The organism is Bradyrhizobium sp. SEMIA (genome assembly GCF_014844175.1).
GTDB lineage: Bacteria > Pseudomonadota > Alphaproteobacteria > Rhizobiales > Xanthobacteraceae > Bradyrhizobium > Bradyrhizobium arachidis.
The window spans coordinates 5,596,355-5,610,941 of the sequence record NZ_CP046601.1 but is presented as its reverse complement, the minus strand read 5'-3'; the positions used below and the strand labels follow the sequence as shown (position 1 = coordinate 5,610,941).

The following is a 14,587-nucleotide window of genomic DNA, read 5'->3' as shown; positions in this document are numbered from 1 at the left end:
TCCGGAGGCGGCGGCAGGGTCGTTCGGTCGCCCGCCTCTCGCGGGCGCCCATTGATGTGAGGTGCTCCAAGCGCCGCTGAAGCGGCGCGTCGCACCTCAGTCAGATCTCGGGGAGACTTCTTGCCAAACTTCAGGCCGGAGGCGATCGCGCTCTTGACCGCCCTCGCGCCGATATCACCGATCAGGCCAATGCTGTTGGCAGCGTCCTTGAGAGATGCCTCGACGAGTCTCGCGTCGATCGCGCCGGCGGCCGCGAGCGCGCCGAGCTGCTCGGCGACTGCCGACAGCGCCGGCAGTCGATCGGCGCCGCCGGCAGTCGATCGGCGCCCTCCGCAGCGCGGATCTGCGCCAGGCCGGCGTTCAGCTGTTCGAGTCCGAACTTGCGCTCGGCCTGCGCGAGGGTTGCGGGATCAACGTCGACGAACGCGGGGGCGTTGTCGACCAGGTCGAGGACGGCCTCGAGGGTCATGCAGCAGCGGCCTTAAGCAAATCGTTGAAATCCAGCCCCACCGGCGCGAACGCAATCCGGATTGCGCGCCCTGCCCGCGCGTATCGGCGCGCGGCACGTTCCATGGCGTTCTCGGTCAGCACCTTTTCGCTGTCGCCGTCGCCGAGCAGGATCAGCTCCTCGATAGAATCAGGGACCGACAGGCCGGGGTCATCGAGATCCGGGAAGCGATCGGGTACCTTCTGAGGCTGACCGTTGGGCCGCCTCAAGGTCGGGTGGCTGACCGTCTTGTTCGCCCGGCCGGCGAGATTGCCGAGATCGCCGGCGGCCCAGAAGGCCATATCGCCGAGCTCGCGGCCGGCCTGGTGCATCGCGGTCCAGACCGAGAGCACAGTTTCGATTCCTTCGCCGATCACCAGGCGCCGCGGCGCGGCGTGCATCACAATAGCGATATAGGCGCCCGTCTTTGAGCCACGCATCTTCTTGGAGTTGAGGACCTCGCCGGTGTCGGGATCGAGGATCTCGGCCTTCACAGGCGCCGCCGGCGTTACGTCATCCAGTGACGTCATGACGTTGAGCCAGGTCAGATGCAGCCCGCCGAACTTCCCGTCCGGCCTGATGAAAGCGCCGACCATCGCCGGGCCTTCGTGGATCTTACGCGGACCCGCCTTGCGGCCGTGATCGTCGACGGTCTCGCCGTGCCAGTACGGCATGGCCGGCGCAAACCGAAGGCCCGGGCAATGCTCCGGCAGCTGCAGGCCACGTCCCTCGAGGTACCACGCCGCCGTCGTGCCATGGATGGGCTGGGTCTGTTTCCATGTGCGGTGCAGCCGCTTGCGCTCGGCCTCGCGGTAGTCGGCCGAGGTCTTCTCACGCGCCAGGCGCTTGCGCTCGCGCTCCTCGAACAGCTCCTTGGCGCGGGCCGCGTCGATCGCCGTGCGGCCGCCGAGCTTCTCGATCGCAGCGCGGAAGTCGCAGCCCTCGACCTGCTGCACCAGACTGATTACATCGCCGCCGGTGTTGCAGTAGGCATAGCACGCCCAGCTATTGTCTTTCTCGAAGACCTCGAATCGACCCGACGTCGTCTTGCCGCCGCACATGGGGCACGGGCCGAGCAACTTCCCGCCCGATCGACGCAGCTTGGTGTAGCCCATCGCGATGTCCGCGATCGGGTTTCGGGCGCGGATGTCGTCGAGCTCGTCGTCGGTGATGCGCGCCATCAGTAGGACCTCTCCTGCACCACTTCCACGTCGGTATCGGTCGCAAGGATGGTCTGGGCACTCATCCGATCCTTCAGCCGGTCAATGATGACCTTGTCGGACAGGATGGCGTCGATCAGCCGGACGATGCCGACAAAATCGTCGCGCTTGAGCGCCTGATCGGGCATTGGCTGCTTGAGTTCGCCATCGCGCACCCGCGCATCCTGGGCGATCTCGATGGTTTCGGCCGCCAGCTGGGCGGTCTGCTGCATCCGGAAGAGCGTGGATTTTGCCGGCGGCTTCACATCGGCTCCCATTGAATCAGGACCCCGATGAAAGGCCCAAGGTGCTTGCCGTCGTGCTCCTCGAGCCAGAACGCACGCATGCCGGCCCAGTCGTCGAAGCCGTCATCGCGAGCGAACGTATCGAGTTCGGAAGGCTTGCGATATTCGATCAGGTTGCTGATGTGGTTGATCAGAACGCGTTCGCCGTGAACCCAAAGGCTGATCTTGCTAACCGCGCTGCAGCTGGCGTCGCCGATCTTGAAGCACTTCGGCGTGCGCATGCCGTTATAGTGCTGTAGCGTCTCACCAGGTCGCGCGTGCCGGCGCTTGCCGTTGGCACGGATGGTCTGGCGCTTCGGCCGGATGATCTGGCCGGGCTGGTAGCCGCCGAGCTCTCGGTGCTCATCCTGGACGGGCAGACCGAGGCCAACGCGGATCGGGGCGACGAAGCGGCCTTTGTAGGAATAGGCGACCATCAGGATCCGCCCTGAGGCAAAGTGAGCTCGCGCCAGGCAGCATCAGCGCCCTTCACGGCAGTCGTCCGGACGAGCTTTAGTATCTCGTCTACAATCACTTCTGTCTTGGCATCCTTCCCGTCTCTCTCGATCATCCCACGCATGAAGCCGGCCGCCTGTCCGATGCACACGCCTGCAGCCAGGATCGATATCCGCATCATCTCGCTGGGGTCATCGGTGAGCTGGTGGACGTCATCAAGCGCGCGGCGGACTTTGTTCGCGGCGTGCTGCGGCAGATCATTGTTCATGCTTCACCTCTGGCGTTTGCGCCGTCGATGTGAGCGACAGCCAGTCGGCGGGTAGCGGCTTCCACTCCAGCGTGGTTTTCAGGGGATGGTCGTCGTCCTCGTTTTGGCCGAAATAGATCGGCTCTAACTCGTTGTCGGACGTGTAGAACTCGCCATCGATGCGCTGAACGATAGTCGGGTGAAACGGCTTGCCCTTTGCCGGATGAAGACAGCGCGGCCTCACCAAGAAGAACTCGTAAGCCTCACTCGGCGCATTCTCAAAGTCGGTGCGCCATGCCGATCCCTCGACCAATAAGCGGGCCTGCTCCAGCTCGGCTTGGAGCCTGCGGTTGTCCTCGATCATCATGCCAAGCGTGATCGTGGTCTGATCCGAGCATCCTGCCGGGGTGAGTGAGGCTAAGAGTACAAAGCCGCAGTCCTCCGCAAACTCTTCAGCGGTGGCATACCCGTCTGGTAGAACGATCGTTGCGGTTCTGGTCAGAATTTCATTCATGACTTCGGCTCGCCGTAGAATCTCGCCATTGAGGCTTTTAGCCTCTCAGCCCGCGCCTTCCATCCGCACCACATCGCATCAACGTGAGAGTGCTTGAACTTTGGGCGGCCCCAAGCGTCCTTGTCCTCACTGCAATCCAAATGCGGGTGGGCCGCGACAAAACCAGCTCGCTCCGGGTCCACCTCCGGGTCGTTTACTTCAACGATCTTGAAGCCGAGCTTGGCGAGGTTTTCGCGGACAGCCCCGGCTTCTCCGAAGGGAGAGGCCGTATTGATCGCGAAATTGATGCGTTCTTCGGTAGTGTATTGCTTGTTCACTTTTCCCTCCGAGTTGCTGATGCGGCGAGCGCGCGGATCGCGTTGATCACGATCCATTCCGAACGTCATGACGGCGCGGCTAAGTTCCTTGGCGAATAGCCAGCCTGCGTCGCTCATTTCGGCCTCACTTCGAATTTTTGGAGGATGGCGGTGTGGAAATTCCTCGCGTCTTCATTGAGCGGTCCTCGGACCCTCCGCCGGCGCGCTGTCTTGCTCAAACCGGACATAGCGACCGATGATCTCGACCTTGACGACTGGATCCGGCCACCCTTCGGCCTTGAGCGACGTCACGCCGCTGATCATCCTCCCGTCGACGAAAACGCGCATTCTGCCTTTTGCGTCGATGCGAACCGTTGTGTTGGGCTGGGGCTTGGTCGTCATGACCTGGGGATGGTCACCTCCGACAGACGGATTAACTGTCGATGGGTGAGACAGGCTGCGCCAATGCCCGCACCAATCGTGGCGATGCACGGCGGGCCATCCCCAGATCAAGGTTTCGTCGCGCACGCGATTGCCAGCGGTAGCTTCCGGCTCAAACTTGCGGGGCAATCGCACCGGCGGATTGGCGCGACAGGTTCCATCGCTGACTTCGTAAAGCGCGCATCGACAGCAGCTTGCGTCGCTCATTTGCGCCTCACATCAAAGAATTTGAGGAAGTGCTCGGCGCGCCCGGCTGGGATTGCGAGAAGGTGCGCCAATTCCTCGATGCTCGGACTGGCAGCCGCACCCTCGACCGGGCGCGAACGCATGACCTGCAAGGCATTGGCGACGCGCTCAGATGCAATCAGGCTTTCCTTTCGCAGGGCAGCCTCGACCGCGCGCAACGTTTCTCTTAGGGGCGAGACCTGAGAAGCGCAGGCTGAAAGTTTCTCGACCTGTGCGCGGGTCTGCTGCAACTCGATCTGAAGGGCCATGTAGCTGCCGATGTAATGGGTCAGCTTCTCCTCAACGTCCTTACCGGGCACGTCGGCCAGCATGTCCCGGCATCGCTCATACTGTTGAACAGGACTGCTCATTTCGGCCTCACGTCGAATTTCTGGAGGATGGCGGTCATGACGTCGCGACCCAACCAATGCGAACGATAGACGTCCATCAGATCGTCAACGGTGACTGGGCTTGCGGTCGCTGCCGGGAGCGGCGGGTTGACCTCTGTTACGGTCAGAGTTGGCTCCATCGCCGTGCTACCTGGCTTCAGCTTCGACCAGTCAGCTGTCACCACGTATTGCGGCTGCCTGTCGCTCGCTGCCGCTGTGCGCGGGGCTGTTGCCCAGCCGTGGTGCCACATGAAAGCGCAATAGGCCGCAACGTCGCGCGGATCGCCCTTCTCGACGTGGTGAAGCAAGCCTTGTCGGCACTGCGTCTCCCAATCGTCGCGCTCCCAGCCGCTTCGGCCGTTCGCCTCGGCAAGCTTTAGCTTCGCGAGAAGGGCCTTCGCAAATCGTGCCACTAGCGCGTTCAACGGGTCATTGCAGGCCGGACAATTTGGGTCTGGCAATTCCCGCATGATGTATTGCGAGGAGCATGTGTGCCCGATGTGGTCTCGGCTTCGCGCATCTTGGGCAGGTGTTTTGTTCTGTCCACCCGGGCTGTCCGTCGATGCGAGCGCGGCCCCGATCTGCTCAGCCAAGAAATGGGCAAATGAGCCGTATTCGCAGAGCAATAGCAGCTCCCGCTTAGACTTTTCCAACAAGGGCTGCCATCTCTCGAGCTGTGCTTCTAACTGTTTGCCCCAATCGCGGAGCGGATAGATGTGGCCGCCGCCCTTACAAGTGACGGCGCCGGCTTCCATCGCGACGCGATGCCGCTTGTCTCGCTCGACTCCGACCTCGGCCAGCCTGATCGCAAGCGGGACGGTTAGATCGTCCGCCGGATCTGAGACGTTCTCATGCGCTTCACGCTCGATAACGTCTGCGGCGGCAAGCCTTGCCGGTGACTGCAAAGGCAAACCCTCGATCATGTGGCGCACCATCGCTTCAGCCTGCGTGGCGTCGAACAGGTTTGTCCCGCTCGGCATCGGATAGAGCGGTGACGCCTCGGGATGGCGGTGGCGATTTTCCAGCCGCTTGAAGGTGATGCCGCCGTCAGGGCTGAAATCCTCGGGCAGCCGCCAGCCCAAAAAGCGGTCCACCATGTGTTTAATCTGATCTTCAGACAGGCTCGCGGTCGCTGTCGAAGCGAGAGTGGCCGCCGCCTGCTTCAGGAATTTTTCAAGCTCAGACTTAGGAAACGTGGCTCTCGCCTCTGCCCCTGGAGTGCAGTCGGCCTTTTCGTCTCCGCGAAGCGTCACGATGACATTCAGACCGTCAGAGGTGCGCAGATTGATGAACGGAGGATAATATTTGTAGCCTGCACCAACTGGTGTAAGGGCTATCTGCAGCTCGGTCATTTGCATTCTCCGCTAGGTAGGTCCGTCTGCTTCCAGGTGCTGCAGCCGAACAATTGATCCGCTGTTGGCTTGCGCCCGCCCCACACGCGAAGCGGGCCGCGGCCGTCGTCACTCGGCACGATGTACCAAGTCAGCCCACCAAGACCGGCGCCAACGGCGAGGATGATCGCTATTTCAACGATGGTTCTCCGGCGCTTGGCCGGGCTGTCGTTTGGTGCGCTCATTGGTTATCTGGTCCAGGGCCAGGTCACGGCTATGACCGGGCCAAACACCAGCGAGACATGCGCTCTGTCCCATGGCGCCGGCCAGGTTTCTGTTCTCTTGAGCCAGACAAAATGCCAGTCAGCCCATGTGAGCAGGCCGACCACGGCGTAAGCGAAAGCGGCGCGTCTCATCATTTTCAAAATCGATGTCACATCACCCTCCCGCCGGCACCAGGCCGGCCGCTTGTATCCAGTCATCAATCTTGATCGCGACCAGCCGCCGCGCGGCCGAAATGTCGGCCACAGGCCACCAGGCGATGCTTGCACTCGCATCGGGCAAGGTCAGGCGGAAGCAGGCCTGGTACCGGCTGCCATCAAGTGGAATGATCTCACCCACCCTCACCTTCCCGAGCAGCACGGCCTCGCGGCCGAGCGCCAGCGGCTCGAACGACACGACGCCCTCATGTGCCTCGCTCGCCACGCTAGTCCTGCTCCGGAATGTCGCCGGTATAGATCGTCACCGGCGGATGCTGGTTGCCCAGAATGCGCAGAAGCACCGGCGCGCCGGCGACGATGGCGGCGATCTCCTCAGGGGTCGGCAGCCACGCCGTTTCCATGGCCGGCGTGTCCGGTCCATTGACGGTGCAGTTGATCGTGATGTCTCGCAGCGGCAGGCCCATATAGCCCTGCCGTTGGCCGATCACGCGCGTGGCGTCCTTGATGCGTCCGATGTGCATCACGCGGCCTTGCGCTTCTTAGCCGAGGTCTTCGCGGCCTTCTTGGCTGGTTTCTTCGCCGCCGCCCTGGCCGGCTTCTTCCCTTTCGCCGGTGCCGGCGCCGCGCTCGCCTTGAGCTTCGCAGGCGGCCCGTCATAGCCCTTTATGCGAAGCTGCGGCGGCAGCCATCCCGTCGACGGCAGGTTGGCGATTGCAAAGGTCGCGATCTCCGCACCCTTCTTGCCCTCCTGCTGGCGGGCGACGTCGGCGCCGATGGCCTCCTTGATCGCAGCAAGACACAACGCCTTCGGAATGCTGGCGAAGTAGTCCTTGGCGTCGAACGCGCCACGCAGCGCCGCGTTCATCGAGGCAGGCTTGATTGCGTCGCAGATCAGGCCGGGGTTGCCCTTCAGGAGATTGTCGTCATTGGTCGAGAACCGCTGGAAGTCCAGCGCGGCCCCGGCGACCAGCACCAGCAATTCGATGCGCTCGGCCGGCTTGAGCGCCCGTGCGAGATCGAGACAGTCGGCGAACTTCTTCGCGCCAAGCAGGTCGAGCTTGTTCGCTCCCATCCCGGTCACGTTGATCCGGATGCCGTCGCAGTTCATGTTCGAGGCCAGCTTCGCCAGAAGTACGGAAATGGCGAGATCCTGATCCTGGATCAGCGCGGTCTCAGCCGCGGATGTCAGCTGAATCGAAAGCCGCTGGATCAGCGCTTGCGATAGGTCAGGCTCAGCCGCCTTGCCCGTTTTCTTCGCGGCAGTCTTGATCTCCGGCGCTTCGCCGGACGTCGGCGGGCGTGCCGCAGCCTCCGATGCCGTCGCCGCCGGCGGCCGCTTGATGCCGTACTGGATCTCGAGCCGCCCATCATCATCAACGGAGACCATGCAGCCGAGCTTTGCCTTTTGCTTGTCAGTAAAGGCGCGCGGCATCACCGAAGCCTCAAACTGCTCGAGCTGATCGCGGGCCGCCTGCTCCGCCTCCCAATCGTAGTCCTCGGCCTGCTCCAGATCATCCGCGAGCTTGTTAAGGCGCTTGGCCTCAGCGGCCTCCTCCGGAGTGAATACCTTGGTTACGTCGACGCGTTCCGTCGGCCAGCTGCGCCAGGACTTCGGAAGATCATCCTCGACCGCTGCCCATTGCCATCCTTGCTCGACGACCAGTCGGTCGCATTCCTTTGTTAGCCGCTCGCCGACCATGGCCTTGAGCAGCACGTCGTCGGAGACGATGTGCTCCTCTCGGAAGAGATCCTCGGTCACGGCACCACCCCGCGCTCGATAGGCATCGACGCCGACGAAGTTCACCAGCGAGCCGACATCTTCATTGCCCTTGACACCGAGCTCCGCCCGAATGCTGTGACGATCAAGGTCGTTCTGCTTAGATAGCTTTTTGAAGAGTCGATCCTGGTTCTTGTGATCACCAGCCATGGTGAACGTCTGGGCCACGTCCGCCTTGATCTCGCCCTTGCGCCAGCCGTCACGGATGATCGGCGACAACCGCCCAAGCGCAAGCGCCTGGCGCACCTGCTTGTCGGTCAGCCCGTATTGCTGTGCAATCTCCTCCTCGCTCTTGCCGTGCTCCTCGAGGCGCGCGAACGCTTCGTATTGGTCGACGGGGTGGAGCTGCTCGGCGGTGATCGCGGTCGTCAGCGAATATTCGAAGGCCTTGGTCTCGTCGACCTGGTGCATAGTGCACGGGATCGGCAGCTCCGAGCCTTCCGCCTCGATCATGCGCAGCGCCGCGAGACGACGGTTGCCGTTGGCGACTGAATAGAAGCCTTCGCCGGCGTCCTTGACGACCAGGTTCTCGATCAGGCCTGACGGGTTGTCGGCGGAGCGGTTGGCGAAGATGTTGGCCGCAAGCGCGGCGATGCCGTCTTCCCGGCCGGCGACGCGGGCGTTGATCCCCTCGCCGTCTTCATGGCCGAACTTGAGCATCTTCAGCGGGACCTTGATATCCATGGCGGTGGGCTCCCTTAGGTCTTGTTGGGTGAATATTGGCGGACGAGCTCGGCAGTCTCTCGGTAGCGTTGACGCAGGATATCGACGGTCGAGCCTGGGCCCCGCGAGATAGGTGCCGCCTGCGCGATCATCGCCTCGAGGATGGCGATGTGATTGAGCAGTATCTGGCGCTCGACGTCGTTCATTGATCGCCCTCGACCAGGTAAGCCGCGGCGCGCCCCAGCGGCGACGCCGGCGTGCCGTCCGGATTGCTCTTCATGGCGTGGGCGATGACGTCGGGCGGGCAGCCGAACTGCAGCGCGAGCGACATCAGTATGGCTCCATCCTTTGCTAGCACGTCGGCCTGGGTGTTGACCTTCTGCGCGCTGATGAAGACCTCAGCGATCGGGCCGAAGCGCACCGAACCGCCGCAGCTGCCGTTGCAGAGCATTTCCCGGCCTAGCCCGACCTTGTAGCGCTGGCCTTCGTGCTCGATCGCGATGGTTTCGTGGCGCCGGCGGGTGGCGAGGCGGTGGCGTCGGGTCATTGCTGATCCTCGCTCGCAAGCTTCACCAGTGCGAAGCGGATCAACTCGCGCAAAGCCATTTCCTCATCAACGATCACCTTGACGAGGTCAGCATCATCACCGGGACCGCCGATCACGTTGACGGCTTTCATGAGAGCTGCCGCCCCGCGACAAGCCGCCGCGCGATCAAGCTTGGGCGCGAAGTCAGGTACTCGCCTCATGCCGCCACCCCCGTCCATTCGAGCTCATCCCCCCAGGAAACCCATCCCTTTCGCGGCCGCCTTGCTTGAAGCTCAAGATAATCGCCCTCGGTGAGACGCTCGATGCGGTCGAGCCATTCGTCGGGCTTGCGGGAGTGCTCCATCACGGGCGCGACGATCAACTGGCGCACGTCGGCATAGAGGCGCTTGGGGTTGCCCTTGGTGGCGAGCCAGCATTGCTCAGGGTTGGCGCGGGTCCAGTAGCCCTGCCCCATGTGCCAGCCCTCGCCCGACGCGTTCTGCTTGACCCAGGTGAAGGCCGTGGTGACGTGCTTCAGGCCCCAGTGCGCCAGCAGATCGAGCGCGTCCTGAGGGCACCAGTCGACCATCCACATATAGAAGGCGCCGTCGTCGGCGAGCAGCTGGCCGACCGGGAGGTCCTTGATCTTGTCGACCTCTTCAGTCTTGTAGTGGATGTTCGCCGACCGGCCCTCGCCGGCCGCTGAGCGCGTCAGGAATTTCCACTGCGGGTCCGAGCCGATCGAACCGAAGCGCTTGCCAGTCAGCGCCAGCGCGCCGAGATCGGCGATGCAGCCGCCCTTCTCGGTCCGCGCCGCATGCGCCGCGCGACGGCCGGCGATCTCGGCATCCTTGGCCGCAGCTTGAATCGGATCGACCAGGATGGCGCCGCCACTCTTTATCTTATCGCGGGCGGATTCGGTGAGCTGCTCGAAGACATCATCATCCAGAGCCGCCGCCTTCTGCGCCTTGGCGGACAGCTTGCGATCGACGCCGATGTCCGGCAGCGTAATACGTTCGCCGGCGCCATCCTTGCGCTTGCGTCCCTCGGCGATCTGCCCCGCCTCCTTGGCCGCGGCGAGCAGGACGCCCAGGCGCCGCTCGGCCCGCATCTGGAACACGGTCGCATCGGCGAGCAGCGCGCGGTCCTGGATCTGACGCGCGTAGAGCTTGACGTGCTCGAGCTCGTCGCGGACGGCCATCACCTGGTCCACCTTGGCGGCCTCGGCAAGGGCGACGCGGGCGCGATCGTATGCGGCGAGCATGGTCATGCCAGCTCCACCAGCTGACGGCCGACACCGCGCTGCGTCCGCACCTCGAGGCCGATCTGCTTGAGGCTCTTCAGGTCGTGAACGAGCGCGTCGAGCATCTCGACCGCATTGCCCGGTCGCGCGCTCCAGATCCGCGCGATGATGAATTCATCACCGACGCAATTCGGCATGGCCTTTGCGAGCACGCCTACCAGCGAGGCCGCGCGCGGAACCACGCGGACCTTCCGACCATTGAACGAGATCTCTTGGCTGCCGATACAAAGGGGCCCCCGCGCAGCAACGGTGGCTATTGGCGGCGCCGCTGGTACAATGGCGGACGCAGGTGACTTCGCGGCCGCCGGGGCTGGCGTAGCGGCCGCGGGCAGCTCCGGCTCGACCTTGCCGTCGAGATGGGCTGCAATGGCCTCGACCAGTGCACCCGAAACCGTGTCTGCGGACTCGATCGACTTGGCAGAGGCTGCCGTGAACTGGGCAGCAAAATCAAACGTCTGCATGGCGAAGATAAGCCGCGCGCGATCGGCGAGCCATTGCGGCTCGGCCTCGAGCACGGTGCATAGCGCCTGGACGATCGCCTTCCGGATCATGCCGGTATTGCCGCGGCGGGTCTTGGTGATGCAGCAGAGCGCCGCGACCAGGACGCCGCGGCCGAACTTCTCCAGTGCCGCTTGCAGCATGGCAACCGCCAGCGTCTCGCCCGGTTGCATCTTGTTCGCTGGGACCGGGTAACGGCAGATCTTGACGCCGGCCTCAGCGCACGCCTCGGTAAGTTCGGCAGCAGCTTTGCTGCCGGCGGCAAGGCGGGCGGCGTGCAGCTGCAGCGGTGATATCGCCGTGACGTTGGCGTTGATGGCGACGAAGGCGTCCGCCTGGTCGGCCTGGTCGACCTGGATGATCACGCAAGGCACGGCTTCGAAGCCGCTCGCGGCCGCCGCCGTCGTGCGGTGCTGGCCGTCGATAATGGCGAACAGCCCCTCGCCGATCGGCGCCACCACCACGGGCGTAAACTTCGCCCATCTGAACTGCGGCACGATAGCGACAATGTTGTCGGCGCCGCGCCGGCCGATCTCCCGCTGGTAGCGCGGGTCGATTCGCAGCTTGGCGATCTTGAGCCACTGCAGCTCGGGACGCTCGCCAGCATCCGACTTGGGACCGCGCGGAATACGCTGCAGGAACGGCTTCGGATCGATGGTGCGGAGCCTGCTCATGCCGGCACCCGCGGGAATTCGTTGTGCTCGACGCCGTCAAGGAGCCGGCCCGCGGCCTTCTTGCCGATCCGCGAAACCGTCTGGGCTTCGTCGTAGTTGCCGTCTTGGAAATCACACCACATTGGGCGGAAGACTTCGCTCCAGCGGCCATCTTCCCATTCGCGATGATCGAACCGGCTGATCTCCGGATTGTCGGCTATCGACCATCCATCGCCGGCGCCAATTTGTGGAGCCCACTCGCCCCACTGCTTGAAGAGGAACGCAACCTTGGCAGAAGCGCACTGATCGCGCAGAGCCCTCGCCCAATCGGGATGCATTGGGCGCGCCGATCGGCCGCTTTCGCCTCCAACGATCACCCAGTCCAGCTTGGCTGTGTTGGCCTGATCGCCGCGGAAGCCGGCGAGCGCGTCATGCACGATGGTTAGAGAATCTTGCGCCCAGGTACGGCCGCCCACGGAATAGAGCGTGATCGGCCCGAGCATCGGCTCAATCGAGACAAACCGCACCACCGCGGGCGTCGCGAGCAAGTCCGGAATCCGCTCATCGGCCTCAGGCTGCCGCTCTGCCGAGACACCCAGCCAGACGTTCGGGAGCGAGCCGCTAACAATGTTGATCTTACCGAACGCGAAACCCGGAAGCGCCTTCGCTATGCCGTAGGAACGATGAGCCCAATCGCCGCAGAGATACTCCCGCATCCGCTTCGCGCGCTTCGTCAGCACCTGGAACGTGTGTTGCGTCGCCAGCGCCATCACGGCGAACATCCTGTCGAGCATCTCGTCGGTGACGAAGTCCGCAAAGGCGTCCGTCATCGAGCATACAAAAATCCTGCGCGGCTTCTTCCAGCGCAGCGGCTGGGTCAGCATCTCTTCGTCGAGGAATACCTCGATGTCTTTGCGGTGGCCGGGCTTGAACGGAAGGCCAGTGCCGAGGCGTTTGTTGAAGCCCTCGGAATAGCAGTGCTCGCATCCGGTAGTGGCGTGCTCACAGTGCCAGCCGACCCTGCCGGTCTTGAGGTTGCGCGCGCGGATCGGATTCCAACTCGCATCCGTCCATTCGATCGCGGATCTGTCCGCCATCACCGCTTATCCCACTGTTGAGGCAATCCGAGGCTTTTGATCAGATTGCCGCTGTCGGCCCAGCTGGCATGGCCGAGCCATGCCGCGAGGAATTCGTGCAGCCGCTCGTCATCGCCGCGGGCTCGCAGCGCCGCGATGGTCCGCCTGGCGCGGATCACGCTGTCGCGGCGCAGTAGCTTGTGGCTGGCCCAGATGCGATAGCCGAGGAAGTTGACGCCTCGGGAGACGCTCGCGACCTGCCATTTCGAGAAGCGCAAGCCGAGCTCGCGGGCAGCGTAGGTCTCGATCTCGTCCTTGAGGGCGCGCAGATGCTCTGAGGAGCGGCCGAGCACGACGAGATCATCCATGTAGCGATACCAGAGCCGCTCGCCGAGATCCTGCTGCAGGTGACGATCGATCGTGGCACCGGCATAGACGTTGGCGAAGATCTGCGAGGTCAGACTGCCGATCGGCAGGCCAATGCCGGATCGTGGCACCATCGCCTGGATCAGCGTCAGCGTGGCCTTGCACGAGATCTTCGCCTCGATCAGCCGCCACAACACGCTGCGCTCGATCGAGGCGAAATAGCGCGAGAAGTCGGTCTTGAGGAAATAGAGGTCCCCAGCGCGGGCCTCGCGCCTGAGGTCGCTCTGCAGCTGGATCACACCGGCATGGGTGCCCTTACCCGGCCGACAGGCATAGGCTCGCGGCAGCATCGCAGAATCGAAGATCGGACCGATCACTAGGCAGAGTGCCTGCTGTGCGATCCGGTCACGGAACGGCAGCGCCTGGATCAGGCGCCGCTTGGGATCCAGGATGAAGAATTCGTGGGGCTCACCTGCCTGGTAGCGGCCGGTGGCCATATCTCTGGCGAGGTCTGCGAGATTGAGCGCTGAAAATTCCTTGAACTCGAGATAGCCCGGCGTCAGCCGCTTACCGGCTGCGGTAAGACGCAGGGCGGCTTCCATGTTGCTGAGCGAGGTGACCTTGCCGATGAGGTTGCGGTAGCGTCGCGCCATTGCGCGGCTCCCTATCATTCCAATTCCAATGGGCGGGCACGATGGAGAAGCCGGCCGCGGGTCTCGACGACACCTTATGGTGCCGCTACGCCCCGCTCTGCCGGACCGCGCAGTGTGTTTGCCGAAGCAGGAGAAGCGGGCTGACCACAGTTTTGATGTGACCGGCCGGCGAGGCCATGGCCCGCGCCGAGCGATAATCACGGATCCGTCGTCACTGCGGCCGCGAGCGCCGATGTTCTCGTTCGAGTTCTCCGCCCAGTTGTCGAGGTTTGCGTAGCGCGAGCCCGCGTTGCCCTCGTTCCACCAGGACCCGCCGAGGATCGAAGCGCGCGGCGACATCATTGCCCCGTCTCCCCCATCCGCGGGCCGAAGGTCCGCGAATTCTTGCTTGCTAACGACGCCGCCACCAGCTTCTTCTGCCATGCGTTCAGCATGCCGCCCGGCTGCGCCAGGAGGGCCAGAGCGGTGACATGCTGTTTCGGCGTCAGGATCTTGATCTCGCCGCGCGCCAGAAAGCGCAGAAAGGCACGCAGCGTTGCAAACTCAGCATCGATCGCATAGAGCCTCGAGATCTGCCGAGACTTTGCCGCATGATAGAGCCCACCGATTGGCGTGAACAATGCGGCAAGCACGGCGTCCCGGAGGACGCCATGCTTGCGCGGACTATTCTGCAGGATCGGATAGAGATAAGTCACGAAGGCCTCGTATTTTTCGACGATCGCCAGGGCTTCCGTTGCCGAACTGTCGTCCTTGACGATCATCG

The 14,587-nt window shown here is 63.5% G+C and carries 21 protein-coding genes; all 21 read right to left on the bottom strand.

The annotated features are described in order from the left end of the window. Positions 1-181: 181 nt before the first annotated feature. The 21 genes from FOM02_RS27325 to avd all read right to left on the bottom strand — a co-directional run bounded on the left by FOM02_RS27325 (position 182) and on the right by avd (position 14,585). Positions 182-469 (bottom strand): hypothetical protein, encoded by a 288-nt coding sequence (locus FOM02_RS27325; RefSeq protein WP_265440198.1) that lies wholly within the window; start codon positions 467-469, stop codon positions 182-184. After that, entirely contained in the window at positions 466-1,668 is a 1,203-nt protein-coding gene (locus FOM02_RS27320; protein ID WP_265440197.1) for a CHC2 zinc finger domain-containing protein, read from the bottom strand. Before FOM02_RS27320 ends, FOM02_RS27325 begins: the two co-directional genes overlap by 4 nt. Beyond that, a complete protein-coding gene (locus FOM02_RS27315) occupies positions 1,668-1,952 on the bottom strand; it encodes a hypothetical protein (protein WP_265440196.1) in 285 nt (94 codons plus the stop codon). The genes FOM02_RS27320 and FOM02_RS27315 overlap by 1 nt, the downstream gene beginning before the upstream one ends. Continuing rightward, positions 1,949-2,407 carry a hypothetical protein gene (locus FOM02_RS27310; protein ID WP_265440194.1) on the bottom strand — a complete coding sequence of 153 codons (459 nt, stop codon included), beginning with the start codon at positions 2,405-2,407 and terminating at the stop codon, positions 1,949-1,951. Before FOM02_RS27310 ends, FOM02_RS27315 begins: the two co-directional genes overlap by 4 nt. Further along, positions 2,407-2,694: a hypothetical protein gene (locus FOM02_RS27305; RefSeq protein WP_265440192.1), complete on the bottom strand. Its 288-nt coding sequence runs from the start codon at positions 2,692-2,694 to the stop codon at positions 2,407-2,409. The genes FOM02_RS27310 and FOM02_RS27305 overlap by 1 nt, the downstream gene beginning before the upstream one ends. After that, a complete protein-coding gene (locus tag FOM02_RS27300; RefSeq protein WP_265440190.1) occupies positions 2,684-3,187 on the bottom strand; it encodes a hypothetical protein in 504 nt (167 codons plus the stop codon). Before FOM02_RS27300 ends, FOM02_RS27305 begins: the two co-directional genes overlap by 11 nt. Continuing rightward, complete coding sequence (locus tag FOM02_RS27295; protein WP_265440188.1) at positions 3,184-3,621, bottom strand: hypothetical protein; 438 nt, start codon at positions 3,619-3,621, stop codon at positions 3,184-3,186. The genes FOM02_RS27300 and FOM02_RS27295 overlap by 4 nt, the downstream gene beginning before the upstream one ends. A 54-nt stretch (positions 3,622-3,675) precedes the next feature. Beyond that, entirely contained in the window at positions 3,676-4,131 is a 456-nt protein-coding gene (locus FOM02_RS27290) for a hypothetical protein (protein ID WP_265440187.1), read from the bottom strand. Then, positions 4,128-4,481, bottom strand: coding sequence for a hypothetical protein (locus FOM02_RS27285; RefSeq protein ID WP_265440186.1), 354 nt, complete (start codon positions 4,479-4,481; stop codon positions 4,128-4,130). Before FOM02_RS27285 ends, FOM02_RS27290 begins: the two co-directional genes overlap by 4 nt. A gap of 35 nt (positions 4,482-4,516) precedes the next feature. Beyond that, positions 4,517-5,890, bottom strand: a complete 1,374-nt coding sequence (locus FOM02_RS27280) for a hypothetical protein (protein ID WP_265440185.1) — start codon at positions 5,888-5,890, stop codon at positions 4,517-4,519. Between the two features lie 417 nt (positions 5,891-6,307). Next, a complete protein-coding gene (locus FOM02_RS27275; protein WP_265440184.1) occupies positions 6,308-6,574 on the bottom strand; it encodes a hypothetical protein in 267 nt (88 codons plus the stop codon). Between the two features lies 1 nt (position 6,575). Next, complete coding sequence (locus FOM02_RS27270) at positions 6,576-6,830, bottom strand: hypothetical protein (RefSeq protein ID WP_265440183.1); 255 nt, start codon at positions 6,828-6,830, stop codon at positions 6,576-6,578. After that, positions 6,830-8,770, bottom strand: a complete 1,941-nt coding sequence (locus FOM02_RS27265; RefSeq protein ID WP_265440182.1) for a ParB/RepB/Spo0J family partition protein — start codon at positions 8,768-8,770, stop codon at positions 6,830-6,832. The genes FOM02_RS27270 and FOM02_RS27265 overlap by 1 nt, the downstream gene beginning before the upstream one ends. Positions 8,771-8,784: 14 nt before the next feature. Next, positions 8,785-8,955 carry a hypothetical protein gene (locus FOM02_RS27260; RefSeq protein ID WP_265440181.1) on the bottom strand — a complete coding sequence of 57 codons (171 nt, stop codon included), beginning with the start codon at positions 8,953-8,955 and terminating at the stop codon, positions 8,785-8,787. Next, positions 8,952-9,296: a hypothetical protein gene (locus FOM02_RS27255; RefSeq protein ID WP_265440180.1), complete on the bottom strand. Its 345-nt coding sequence runs from the start codon at positions 9,294-9,296 to the stop codon at positions 8,952-8,954. Before FOM02_RS27255 ends, FOM02_RS27260 begins: the two co-directional genes overlap by 4 nt. Then, positions 9,293-9,427: a hypothetical protein gene (locus FOM02_RS27250; RefSeq protein WP_265440179.1), complete on the bottom strand. Its 135-nt coding sequence runs from the start codon at positions 9,425-9,427 to the stop codon at positions 9,293-9,295. The genes FOM02_RS27255 and FOM02_RS27250 overlap by 4 nt, the downstream gene beginning before the upstream one ends. A 65-nt stretch (positions 9,428-9,492) precedes the next feature. Then, positions 9,493-10,545 carry an MT-A70 family methyltransferase gene (locus FOM02_RS27245; RefSeq protein ID WP_265440178.1) on the bottom strand — a complete coding sequence of 351 codons (1,053 nt, stop codon included), beginning with the start codon at positions 10,543-10,545 and terminating at the stop codon, positions 9,493-9,495. Further along, positions 10,542-11,750 (bottom strand): ParB N-terminal domain-containing protein, encoded by a 1,209-nt coding sequence (locus tag FOM02_RS27240; protein ID WP_265440177.1) that lies wholly within the window; start codon positions 11,748-11,750, stop codon positions 10,542-10,544. The genes FOM02_RS27245 and FOM02_RS27240 overlap by 4 nt, the downstream gene beginning before the upstream one ends. After that, a complete protein-coding gene (locus tag FOM02_RS27235) occupies positions 11,747-12,826 on the bottom strand; it encodes a DUF5131 family protein (protein WP_265442206.1) in 1,080 nt (359 codons plus the stop codon). Before FOM02_RS27235 ends, FOM02_RS27240 begins: the two co-directional genes overlap by 4 nt. After that, the gene (locus tag FOM02_RS27230) at positions 12,826-13,824 is read right to left on the bottom strand and encodes a reverse transcriptase/maturase family protein (protein ID WP_265440176.1); all 999 of its coding nucleotides are present in this window, start codon (positions 13,822-13,824) and stop codon (positions 12,826-12,828) included. The genes FOM02_RS27235 and FOM02_RS27230 overlap by 1 nt, the downstream gene beginning before the upstream one ends. 338 nt (positions 13,825-14,162) lie before the next feature. After that, positions 14,163-14,585, bottom strand: a complete 423-nt coding sequence (avd, locus tag FOM02_RS27225) for a diversity-generating retroelement protein Avd (RefSeq protein WP_265440174.1) — start codon at positions 14,583-14,585, stop codon at positions 14,163-14,165. Positions 14,586-14,587: the final 2 nt, after the last annotated feature.